The following is a 12,128-nucleotide window of genomic DNA, read 5'->3' on the forward strand; positions in this document are numbered from 1 at the left end:
ATTTTGGATTGAATGAATTTATCGAATTGTCCCGTCAAGATTTTTAAACCAAGAACCATCAGCTGTCCAATCATTGTCAGGTGATACTGCCCCTGCAAATGGGGCTGGACTAAAGAAACTTCCCAAATTAGTGGGGTTAAATTGCGTGGACTGTACTCCTACAAAGTTGGAAAGTGAAATTCCTTGAACTGGATTAGCACTTACATTGAATGCAGGATCCTGGGCAAAGATTGGCGCGTCTTGTTCAAAATTTCTCCGGTTATTAAAGGAAAAAGTATTTCCGAGTATCATATTTTGGCCAAGATCACTAATAGGTAAATCTTCTATACGCACACCATCATCGGGGAATTCTGTGACTATCAGATTTTGTAAAATTCCGCGTGCTCCAGTCCTGATTCGCACACCTCTTCTAGTACCATTGCTGACACCATCTTGAAAGCCATTACCGATAAGGGTCACATTTGAAATTCTAAATGTCGTTCTTGGTTGGGTATCAAAAAACCCATCGCTATTTCTCATTTCAAGGGATCGAGCAATATTCCAAAAATTAATCGGCACCAAAGTAGCTTGTCTATCGGTCTGAAAAATCCAAAATTGACCATTGCCCTGCCAGCCTTCATCAGCCCAAATACCATAACCTCCATGACCTATCCCTGCCAAGTACTTAAAACTAACCCTTCCTCCTCTAACTCTGACTGCAATATTCTCATTTCTAAATACCTGTAGATGTTCTACTCTTGTCTGTGAACCTACCCCAAAAAAATGGATAGCATGAAACCCTAACTTACCGGCAAATTCTACCCTTACAAACTTGAGGATGCCTGAATCATCATTTGTCCTCGTTCCTCCATACCTATAACCATCTACAATTCCTGTAGGCCCCACATTTGTAGGAGCATTTCCTAAAATGTAAATTCCCCCCCAGTCATTAGGACGTGGTGTTTCACCCATTAATACTCGGTCACTAGTAAAGACAATTGGTTCATCTTTGGTGCCTTCGGCGATTATCTTTGAATCCCTAAATATTGCTAGTTGAGAAAATTGATTTTCATTGGCATAAGTCTTAAAATAAACTACAGAGCCAGGATCAATTGAAAGGGTAGAACCATTTTCTATGGATAGTACACTATCAATCATGTAAGTTTTATCGGCACTGAAATGAAAATCATTATTCAATTTCCCTTTGATGACGGTTACTTCTACACCATTGATTACTTCCACAACTTGCTCAAAAGTGGACCTAATTAAAACTGACAAATCAAATTGTGCAGTCCGATTTTGTCGGTCTCTAACTCTAAATTCAAATTGATTGACAGTACCAATTTCTTCGTCAAATGGAACAGTATATTCAAAAATATATACAGATGAAATTTCAGTGGAATAGGTGACTTGATCGATCATTTGCCCATCTTTAAGCACTTCAAATGATTCTAGTCCACTAGATGCCTGCACATTAAACTCCAAGTAAATATCATTGCCTGGCTCCTGCACAATTTGATTTGGTGAAGGAGTCCTTAATACCAATGATGGAGCGGGAAGTGGAAAAACTTCCTCTCGATCACAGGCAGTTACTGTTACAAACAGTAGTAAGATCCATATAATAAGTTTTATATTTTTCATGTCATTAAATTCTAAATCCAATACCAATTCTTGCCGACCAGCCAAAATAAGCTATCCTAGAAATCCGACTTCTATCACCTTGAAACCGCACATTGGGGGCATTGGTGATATTCACAAATTCACTAAAAAGTCTCCATTTACTGCTAATGTTGTAATTAGCGCTAGCATCAATCTGTAAGCGGCCTTCTTGAATGATGTCATCCTGCCGCTGTGATGCAACAGAACTCACAAAATCTCCATTGTAATTGGCCATTAACCTTCCAGTAAACGCTCCAAAATCTGCTGATAATGCGGCATTGTAGGTATGACGTGCCTGTCCTGGCAATGAAATATTGAATCTATCTTGAGTAAATGCATTAGAATAAGCATAGGTGTAGTTAGCATCAATGTTGAAATTGCTCAGAAATCCTGGGAGAAAATCCAAGGCTCTTACAAAGTTGACTTCAACCCCTGCTACTTTGGCGTTTTCACCATTTTGCTCTTGTCTAAAAATAAACCCTTGAGTACCTGGGAAGCCTGGGAAATCTTCTAACAAGGAAGGATCAATTCTTGAGAATTGAAACTGATCAATATCTTTATAGAATCCTCCTACAGAAAATATCCCAACATTTGCAAAATAATGTTCATACATCACATCCAAATTGAGCGCTCTGGCAGGTTGGAGATCAGGATTTCCTAGCCTTAGTGTGATAGCATCTGCATCGAAGTTTACAAAAGGAACGATGTCTACAAAGTTCGGTCGGGCATAATTGACTACTGCGGAAAAACGTAAAGCTGTAAACTTTCCAAGGTTGTATTTCACATGAAGATTAGGAAGAAGGAATCCATAATCTGTTCCTCCTCTGATGGGTGTACCCCGCACATCTGTTCCAACCCGGATAACTTCAAATGCATCATAAACCACTTGATTAAACTCATACCTCAAACCTGCCAGTACCATCCACTTATTGAGCTGTAAGCGGGTCATCATATAACCAGCATAAATATCTTCAAAAGCATCATAAGTATCGTTCAAGGAAAGTCTTCTTGAGTCCCAAGCATCATCACCTTCCGTCAAAAACAAGCGATTGGTGTTGATGTAGGATTGAAAATTTTCGCGACCAATCAATGGTCCAAAATTGTATGACCCATTCAAAAAGCTTATGGGTTGTGTACCTGAAAGAGATCTCAAAAAAGCTTCAGAGGTATTCAACAATCTATTTGGATCATTGAACCTCAAAACTCTATTATCTCTAAATTTTGAATTGGATTGAGACCTGACTTTGGCTCCAAATTTAAAAAACCCTTGCTTGTTACCACCAATTGTAAAATTCCGAAGCATATCAAACCTAGTGACAAGATTAGTTGCGTCCGTAGTTTCAAAATCTTCTTCATATCTTCTAAAATCAGCATAAAAAAACGGGTCATAAATACTTTGATTAAAAGAGGCTGTTCTAAAAAGTGGCACATCACTGTAAATACCTGACGAATTATCGGTAACTATGCCTACATTATCCTGTGCAAAATCACCCCTGTCAGATGAAAAAGTCCGATTAGAAAGAGTGTAGTAAGCAGACCAATCAAGTTTCCAAAGACCAATTGTATGAAAACCTTGAAGGTTGAAGCTATGATTGGTTTTCAATTCATCAAAAATATTGATATCCCTTCTCACCCTTCCATTGGACATAGAATCCAGTCGATGAAATATAGTACCAGGCCTATCCATGTCAAATCGAAGTCTATTTCGAAGATCATTATCTTCTCTTCTATTGTACATGTAGTTAAAAACAATTTCATTCTTGGAATTGAATTTATAATCTACAGTTGCTGTGGCACCTATGCGCTCCCGTTGATTGATTGTACTTCTAAATTGGTAATTTCCCATGACGATTTCGGGAAACTCAAGGTTGCCAATGGGTCTGGCAATACCTTGCCATGTGGCATCTATTCTATCCTCAGAATTATTGCTACTAAAGTATGAGCCACCCAAAATTACACCCAGCTTACCATCTTGAACTTTATCCGTAGAAAAAAAACGCTTATCTACTCTAAGCCTTCCTATTCCATTTAACCCACCAGAAATGTCGTTATAACCCAGTGCACTTTCTGCTCTAATCGCTAAGTCTAATCGTCTTGCTACTGGAGTTTTAAGGTTAATTACACCACCAATGGCATCTCCATCCATATCAGATGTAGGAGCTTTTGTAATTTCCATACTGGATAATTGATCGGCAGGAATCAAATCCAAGGCCTCATTCCTAGAACCATCCTGTTGAACAGAAGGAATCTGTTCACCATTAATTTGAATAGCAGTAAAATGCTGGGGAGTTCCTCGGATGCTCACCGTGGCACCCTCACCTCTATCTCGTTGAATATTTACTCCAGGGACACGTTGCATGGCTTCGGCAACATTTAAATCTGGAAACCTGCCAATGAGATCAGCTGAAATTACATTTTTGATGTTATCAGCCATCCGCTGCTGATTAAAGGCACGCTGCTGACCTTCTAAACTCGCTCTTACTTCAAAAACATCTAAGCTTCTGGTATCAGAACCGAGACGTATAATTCCAACATTAACATCAGGTTGATCAATCGAAACATTTATTCGTTTTGTCTCGAAACCCAAATAACTCACTATTAAAACTTGTCCTCCTTGAGCCTGGGTGATCAATGAAAAATCACCAGAAATATTTGTAGAAACTCCTGCAAATGTTCCTTCAACCAATACACTTGCACCAAATAATGGTTCTCCTGTCTCACTTTCTATAACTTTTCCAGTGATTACAGCATTCTGAGCAACAACGATTGCCGTCATCATAAAAAAAGTCAAGAAAAGATAAATCCGGGTTTTCATGGGTTATAGGATTATTGTTAACAACAACAAAAACACCAGGAAGAGAAGCCCAAAAATGACTTCTCTTAACTGGTATAACTTGAGCTTTTTTGATTTTGAAATTTCCTTAAACTTCAACTTCGGTTTTTATTTTGTTTTGCCTCAAAATTGAAAAATATATATTTCCTGTATAGGGTAAATCCGTTTCAAAAAGTAGGTAAATATGTTACACAAAAATATAAACTGCTTTTTTTCAATACCTTACAAACTTACAAAAAAAGAAATACAATAAAAAACTTAACATATTGAAGCATATGCACCATCCAAGATCTCTAGTTCATAGGATTTTAAGTTCAACCCAAACATATTGAGATAAGATAATTTAGCGTGTTGAATAAAACCTTCCTTAAATCGTCTTTCAACTAAGTTGATGGTACATCCGCCAAAACCTCCTCCCATCATTCTAGCTCCAGAAACCCCTATAAACTGATTGGCTAAGTCAACCAAAAAATCTAATTCTGTACAACTGACTTCGTATTTTAACTGTAAGCCTTTGTGCGATTCAATCATTAATTTTCCAAAACTAACAAAGCCAGCATTGCTAAGTAACTTTTTACTATCGATTACACGCTGATTTTCTTCAATGACGAACATACATCTATCAAAAATTTTTTCTGGCATAGTTGCTCGGTAGGAAATCAACAAATCCATGCTAATGTCACGTAGGGATTGGATACTAGGAAAATCTTGTTGTATAAGCTTTAATCCACCAGAGCATTCAAGCTGTCGTGCGTTGTATTCGGAATCAGCAAGACTATGTTTTACCGTGGTATCAAGTAATACAAAGCAGTATTCAGAAAGATCAATATGAACGTATTCAAAATCAAGCGTTTTACAGTCTAAAAAAACAGCACTGTTTTTTTTACCAAACATAGATGCAAACTGATCCATAATGCCACAGTTAACACCTGCATAGGTATGTTCCGTTGCCTGAGCAGCAAAAATAATTTTCTTTGGATCTAGATTTATTTGTGCCTCCAAACTAAACGCTAATCCTAAGGCATTACATAAGGCAGCTGATGATGACATACCACCTCCAACAGGAATAGTTCCTCCAATTACAAGATCTATAGGGTGAAAATTTTCTTTAACCGAATGAATCCAATCTAGCATACCAACTAGGTATTTCACCCATCCTTTCAAATTTTTCTCATTTCCAATAAACTCACTCTGTTCAAATTCAATATATTGATCAAAGTCTAAAGAATATACCCGATTAAGTCTTGTTGGACTTTTTCGAATGGCTACAGTTATATACAAATCTACTGATGCTGGAAGCACAAATCCTTGATGATAGTCAGTATGATCACCAATTAGATTTATTCTTCCAGGAGCCTTTACAAGCTTTGGAGATCCTCCAAACTTGGATTCAAATTGCTCTAAGATCAATTTTTCCAGTGACAACTGGACTGATAGATTACTCACTATATGATAACTTTAATTCAAATAGAAGTGACTAAAAATATGAAAAAGCACTAAATTTTTGAGGATAAATATAAAATACCAGCTTCCACTCCCCTCAACTCTGCCAAGCCTTTCAATCTGCCAATGCCAGAATATCCCGGATTGGTAATTTTTTTCAGATCGTCCAGCATTTGATGGCCATGGTCGGGTCTCATCGGGAGAGATTCCCCTCGCTGCTGCTGCCAATGCAAAATCTCCTCTATCACAGCCGGCATCGGTACATCACCTGCCAAATGATCCGCCTCATAGAAATTCCCAAGTTCATCCCTCAAGGTACTTCGCAAATGGATGAAATGTATACGCTCGCCAAATTCACGGACCATGGCAGGCAACTCATTGGACTCCAACACTCCGAAGGAGCCAGTACAGAACGTCAATCCATTGCAAGGACTGGGATTGTTAGCAAATATTCTTCGAACATCTTCAGGAATACTTACTACCCGTGGTAATCCAAAAATATCAAATGGTGGATCATCAGGATGGATGGCCAACCTCAGTCTATGCTTTTCAGCTACAGGAACAATCTGGGATAAGAAATAATCCAGGTTTGAAGCCAAGCGATCATGGTCTATTCCATTATATGTATCCAGAGCTTCCTGAAACTGCTCCAAGGTATAGCCTTCTTCAGAACCCGGTAATCCTTTGATAATATTGCTGATCAGTTGATCTTTGGATGCCTCCGATAAGCGATCTACATAATCCTTCGCTCTTTTGATTGTCTCAGCAGTGTAAGCAGAAGCTGCGTTCGGTCTTTTCAAAATAAATACATCAAATGCCGCAACAGCTGTTATATCAAATCGCAAGGCTTTCGCTCCGTTGGGCAACTCAAAAGCCAAATCGGTACGGGTCCAGTCCAAAATAGGCATGAAGTTATAACATACTGTTGTAATCCCCACAGTCGCTAAATTGATGAGCGATTGCTTGTAATTTTCTACGTAGGTGAGAAATGCTCCTGTTTGTGTTTTGATCGCCTCATGTACGGGAACAGATTCCACTACATCCCATGTCAAACCGGCCTTTTCTATAATTTCTTTTCTTTGGGAAATCTCTTCTATTGTCCAAACCTCCCCATTAGGAATATGATGTAATGCAGTTACAATCCCAGTTGCGCCGGCCTGTCGAATATCTTGCAAAGTCACAGGATCATTCGGCCCATACCAGCGCATGGTTTGTTTCATCAAAAATTGCTCATTCATAGTTTAGGTTATTTTATCCAAATAAAAGTAGAGATTCTTCCTGCACAAAAATTGCCTTTCAACAGTAAAGTGTGCAATCGTTTCCGAATTTATGACCATATTTAAGATATTATCGAAAGACCCAAAACCGAAAGATGTCCGAAATTACCATCAAATATTTAGCAGAAAAATTGAATCTCGCTACTTCGACTGTTTCACGAGCGCTCAATGATAGCCATGAAATCAGTGAAGCAACCAAGAAAAAGGTAACGGAGCTTGCCAAGGCCCTCAATTTTCAGCCAAATGCTTATGCCAAGGGCTTACGTCAACAAAAAACCAAGACCATTGGAATCATCGTTCCGGACCGTGTCAACCCATTTTTTAATTTAGTCATAGAGGGTGTAGAAGATGTTTGCAGAACACATGGCTACAGTTTGATTGCCTACAACTCCTATGAAGATGTAGAGCAGGAGAAGAAGATAGTATATGGATTGCTAGGAGGAAAAGTGGATGCAGTTATCATGTCTTTGGCAGATGAAGAAAAAGAAACGCAACACTTGGAATGGTTACGGGAACGAAATATCCCAGTTTTATTTTTTGACAGAGTAGCGAGGCAATTAGCAGGTATTAAGTATACCACAAACGATCAAGAGTCGGCCTACCTAGGCACCAAGCATTTACTCGAAAAGGGCTGTCAAAAAGTGGTATACCTTGGCTTATCCCATACAAGTAGTGTGGGAGCTGCGCGCCGGGAAGGATTTATCCAAGCGCATCAAGAATTGGGAAAAACTTTAGATCCCGCTTGTTTGATTGAAATGGGACATAACGACAAGGAAAATCAAGAGATTTTAGAAAAACTATTTTTTAAACTATCGAGGCCGGATGGTGTACTCGCTGCTGCTGAAAAACTAGGCATTGCCGCTTACAGAGCACTTACCAAAACACGGATCAAAGTACCTGAGCAAGTTCGTGTCGTAAGCTTTTCCAATATGCAGATGGCTGATCTTCTAAATCCACCCCTGAGCACCATCGCCCAGCCTGCGTTTGATATGGGTTCTGCCTGTGCATTGGAACTGATTAAGGGTTTGAAAGATAAGAAGGTCGATCTGTCAGAAGAAAAGCGTATCATCATTCCATCCGTATTTACCCCGAGAGAAAGTTCACATTAGTGGAATCGATTGCGCAATTTTCAATCACAGCGATAGACAAGATGAGTTTTATTGGACAACTTTGAGTAAACAATAAACCGATTGACTATGCAAGGAATTTCAGGCAAAGTAATAATAATCACGGGCGGATATGGCGTTTTGTGCGGAGCAATGGCCAAATCCTTGGCAAAGGCTGGCGCCAGAGTTGCCATCATCGGACTTGTGCAACAAGAAGCTGATGAATTTGCACAAACGCTCGAAGGTGATGTATTAAGTTTTGGAGCAAATGTATTGGATAAGGCATCTATGGAAGCTGTTCATCAGCAAATTTTAGCCACTTGGGGACCATGCGATGTTTTAATTAATGGTGCAGGAGGAAATCATCCACAGGGTACAACAGATAAACCATTTATGGACGTAGAAGACCTCGACAATGAATCCATCAAAACATTTTTTGATTTGGACCCGGCTGGTTTCAAGTTTGTATTTGAATTAAATCTATTGGGAACACTTATTCCAACACAAGTTTTTGCTAGAGACATGGTTGGAAGGAAAGGGTGTTCCATCATCAATATTTCATCCCTCTCTGCTTTCAAGCCACTGACAAAAGTTTCAGCTTACAGCGGAGCAAAAGCTGCGGTCTCTAACTTTACCGAATGGCTCTCGGTACACTTTGCCAAGACGGGCATTCGCGTCAATGCAATGGCTCCCGGCTTTTTCCTGGCCGACCAAAATAGAGCTCTTTTGACCAATCCAGATGGTTCCTTGACTGCAAGGGGACAGCAAATCATCAATCAAACCCCCATGGGAAGATTTGGCGTACCGGAAGATCTGCTTTCTACCCTGTATTGGTTACTAGATGAAGGGTCTGCCTTTGTAACTGGTGTAGTTATACCCATAGACGGGGGCTATACTGCCTTTTCTGGAGTTTAATTAACAGCATCCAAAATTCCACTAATCGGAATCGTTTTCGTAAAATGGCCTTTATTCAGGCTTTATTTCCACAATATTTCAAGAAATTGTATCGTAGTACTAAAACTCAATTAACCAATGACCACGCATAACAAACAGATTGCTTTCCTGTTTTTGGGACTCATCTTAACGGTTTTTGCTTGTAAGCAGGCCGATAATTCCGAAGAGCAAGAAGCTTGGGTATCCATATTTGACGGCGAGACACTCAACGGCTGGAAAGCCGTAATGGGACAAGCAGAATTTGAGGTAGCCAATGGAGAAATTATCGGGATAGCCAAGCATGGCACTCCCAACACCTTCTTGGTAACCGAGCAACTCTACGAAGATTTTATTTTAGAATTTGATTTGAAAATCAACCATGTTTCGTCCAATTCAGGAGTAATGGTCCGCGGACAGTTTGATCCAGAAGCGATGGATGGGAATGGTCTTGTATATGGCTACCAAATCGAAGCTGACCCTACAGACCGTGCTTGGTCTGGCGGATTATTCGATGAGCGAAGAAGAGGTTGGATGTATCCCTTGGATTTGAACCCTTCTGCCAAATCTGCCTTTAAAATGGGTGAATGGAATACGTATAGAATTGAAGCCATCGGTAATACTATCAAATCCTGGGTCAATGGGCAGGAAGCTGCTTATGTAGTGGATGATATGGATAGCAGAGGATTCATCGGATTGCAGGTGCACTCTATCCGCAACCTAGAGGATGAAGGTCAAAAAACCTATTTCAGAAATATCCGCGTACAAACAGAAAACTTGCAGCCAACTCCCTTCTCGGGAGATGTATTTGTAGTCAATACAGGCCTCAATGAATTGACAGAGCTTGAAAAAGCCAATGGCTGGAAACTACTATTTGATGGTCAAACCTCTACTGGTTGGGTGGGTGCCTATAAAGATGCATTTCCTTCGGAAGGATGGCATATCAAAGACGGAATCCTCATGGTAGAGGCTTCTGACGGTTCTGAGTCCATGAGCTTTGGGGATATTGTTACAGTGGATAAATACAGTGCTTTCGACTTGGCATTTGACTTCAATATTTCAGAAGGTGCCAACAGCGGTGTAAAATATTTTGTAACCCTTCAAGAAGGGAATACAGGTTCTGCAATCGGCTTAGAATATCAAATCCTAGATGATGAAAATCATCCAGATGCAAAAAATGGCAGAGATGGTAATCGCACCTTAGCTTCTTTGTATGACTTAAAAACAGCTGACAAACAACCTAGGTATGTACGCAAGCCGGGCGAATGGAACCAAGGAAGAATAGTAGTCCACCCTGACAACAAAGTAGAGCATTTTATCAATGGGGTAAAAGTACTGGAGTATGTACGAGGTTCTGAAGATTTCAGACAAATGGTAAGCGAAAGTAAGTACAAGGTTTGGGAAAACTTTGGTGAAGCCCCAGAAGGCCACATCTTACTTCAAGATCATGGAGATGAAGTAAAATTCAAAAACATCAAAATTAAAGCATTAAATTAACCCAAGATACAGATGGAAGATCATAATCAATCCAGAAGGGATTTTCTCAAGAAAGGAACACTTTTAAGCGCTGGATTAAGTTCCTTGGGAGCCTTGGGCTTCTCTGCCAAAAGTTACGGAAACATCATCGGTGCCAATGACCGAATCAATATCAGCATCATCGGATTGGGAAGAAGGTTGGGAGCATTTGTTCCAGCCTTGACCGATTCCAAAAATAATGTGCAAGTGGCTTACCTCTGCGATGTCATGAAATCCCAACGGGAAAAAGCCGGCAAACGCTTTTCAGACCTGTTGAACTACAGTCCGAAATTGGAAAATTCCTTTTTCAAAGTGGTAGAAGATAAATCAGTAGATGCCATCATCAATGCTACTCCGGACCATTGGCATGCACCCGGTACTTGGATGGCTTTGGAAGCCGGTAAACATGTATTCGTAGAAAAGCCTTGTAGCCACAATGCTCGGGAAGGAGAATTATTGGTGGAATACCAGCAGAAATATGGGAAGGTAGTACAAATGGGCAATCAACAACGCTCCTCTGACCATACCATAGAAATTATCCAAGAAATCCACAATGGAGTCATTGGTACACCTTATATGGCCAAAGCTTTTTACAATATGGCGAGAGGCAGAGTGCCTAACCCTACAGCTGCGCCTGTACCGGATGGATTGGATTGGGAATTATTCCAAGGTCCGTCCCCTCGCAAAGCTTACATGCATGATACCTGGGACTACAATTGGCACTGGTACGGTTGGGACTTTGGTACTGCCGAAACGGGCAACAATGCTACCCATGAATTGGATGTGGCTCGTTGGGCATTGAAAGTGGATTTTCCAAATCACGTAGCCGTAGATTCCGGTAAATATCATTTTCAGGATGATGGTTGGGAAATGTACGACACCATGCTTGCCACATTCAAGTTTGAAGGAGATAAGACCATTATTTGGGATGGTAAAAGCCGAAACAATTACGATATGTATGGAGGCGGAAGAGGCACCATTATCTTCGGAACAGACGGTTCTGTTTTTGTCAATAGAGAGTTGTATCGTCTCTTTGACAGAGATGGTAAACTTATAAGAGAAGTAAAATCTGCCAATGATGAGGGAGGAACTGCATTAGGTGGTGGGGGTGATATGAGTACCTCCCACGTAGTGAATTTCCTAGAAGCTATCAGGGGGCAAGCTGTGCAAAGATCGCCTATTGAAGTGGGGAGAATCAGTACCCTCCTTTGTCACTTGGCCAATATTTCTTCCCGCATCGGAGAAAACTTTGACTGCAATCCTGCCAACGGGCATATTTATAACCGAAAGGGTATGGAGCTATGGGGGAGATCTTATGAACCAGGTTGGGAACCCAAGATTTGAAACCAATCAAAAGAGCGCTATTTTTAACCATAGCGCTTTTTT

General features: G+C 40.2%; 8 protein-coding genes. 4 read left to right on the plus strand and 4 right to left on the minus strand.

The window, feature by feature from the left end; genetic code table 11:
• Positions 1–18 precede the first annotated feature (18 nt).
• From ACXIUD_RS18410 to uxuA, 4 genes are all read right to left on the minus strand, one after another.
• Positions 19–1,620 (minus strand): hypothetical protein, encoded by a 1,602-nt coding sequence (locus ACXIUD_RS18410; RefSeq protein WP_458054120.1) that lies wholly within the window; start codon positions 1,618–1,620, stop codon positions 19–21.
• Positions 1,621–1,624: 4 nt separating this feature from the next.
• The gene (locus ACXIUD_RS18415) at positions 1,625–4,453 is read right to left on the minus strand and encodes a TonB-dependent receptor (RefSeq protein ID WP_458054121.1); all 2,829 of its coding nucleotides are present in this window, start codon (positions 4,451–4,453) and stop codon (positions 1,625–1,627) included.
• A gap of 276 nt (positions 4,454–4,729) precedes the next feature.
• The gene (gene galK, locus ACXIUD_RS18420) at positions 4,730–5,896 is read right to left on the minus strand and encodes a galactokinase (RefSeq protein ID WP_458054122.1); all 1,167 of its coding nucleotides are present in this window, start codon (positions 5,894–5,896) and stop codon (positions 4,730–4,732) included.
• A gap of 71 nt (positions 5,897–5,967) precedes the next feature.
• Positions 5,968–7,152, minus strand: coding sequence for a mannonate dehydratase (uxuA, locus tag ACXIUD_RS18425; RefSeq protein ID WP_458054123.1), 1,185 nt, complete (start codon positions 7,150–7,152; stop codon positions 5,968–5,970).
• Positions 7,153–7,286: 134 nt separating this feature from the next.
• Here uxuA and ACXIUD_RS18430 point away from each other — a divergent pair, with 134 nt between their 5' ends.
• The 4 genes from ACXIUD_RS18430 (at position 7,287) to ACXIUD_RS18445 (ending at position 12,086) form a co-directional block, all read left to right on the plus strand.
• The gene (locus tag ACXIUD_RS18430; protein ID WP_458054124.1) at positions 7,287–8,300 is read left to right on the plus strand and encodes a LacI family DNA-binding transcriptional regulator; all 1,014 of its coding nucleotides are present in this window, start codon (positions 7,287–7,289) and stop codon (positions 8,298–8,300) included.
• An 87-nt stretch (positions 8,301–8,387) separates the two neighbouring features.
• Positions 8,388–9,212, plus strand: a complete 825-nt coding sequence (locus tag ACXIUD_RS18435) for an SDR family oxidoreductase (RefSeq protein ID WP_458054125.1) — start codon at positions 8,388–8,390, stop codon at positions 9,210–9,212.
• A 117-nt stretch (positions 9,213–9,329) separates the two neighbouring features.
• The gene (locus ACXIUD_RS18440; RefSeq protein WP_458054126.1) at positions 9,330–10,724 is read left to right on the plus strand and encodes a 3-keto-disaccharide hydrolase; all 1,395 of its coding nucleotides are present in this window, start codon (positions 9,330–9,332) and stop codon (positions 10,722–10,724) included.
• A 12-nt stretch (positions 10,725–10,736) separates the two neighbouring features.
• Complete coding sequence (locus tag ACXIUD_RS18445; RefSeq protein ID WP_458054127.1) at positions 10,737–12,086, plus strand: Gfo/Idh/MocA family protein; 1,350 nt, start codon at positions 10,737–10,739, stop codon at positions 12,084–12,086.
• Positions 12,087–12,128 lie beyond the last annotated feature (42 nt).

The sequence above is a fragment of the Mongoliitalea sp. genome (genome assembly GCF_054166905.1).

Coding starts and splice junctions, on each gene's coding strand:
- ACXIUD_RS18430 (WP_458054124.1), top strand. CDS start 7,287: ATGTCCGAAATTACCATCAAATATTTAGCAGAAAAATTGAATCTCGCT.
- uxuA (WP_458054123.1), bottom strand. CDS start 7,152: ATGAATGAGCAATTTTTGATGAAACAAACCATGCGCTGGTATGGGCCG.
- ACXIUD_RS18435 (WP_458054125.1), top strand. CDS start 8,388: ATGCAAGGAATTTCAGGCAAAGTAATAATAATCACGGGCGGATATGGC.
- ACXIUD_RS18445 (WP_458054127.1), top strand. CDS start 10,737: ATGGAAGATCATAATCAATCCAGAAGGGATTTTCTCAAGAAAGGAACA.
- ACXIUD_RS18440 (WP_458054126.1), top strand. CDS start 9,330: ATGACCACGCATAACAAACAGATTGCTTTCCTGTTTTTGGGACTCATC.
- ACXIUD_RS18410 (WP_458054120.1), bottom strand. CDS start 1,620: ATGAAAAATATAAAACTTATTATATGGATCTTACTACTGTTTGTAACA.
- ACXIUD_RS18415 (WP_458054121.1), bottom strand. CDS start 4,453: ATGAAAACCCGGATTTATCTTTTCTTGACTTTTTTTATGATGACGGCA.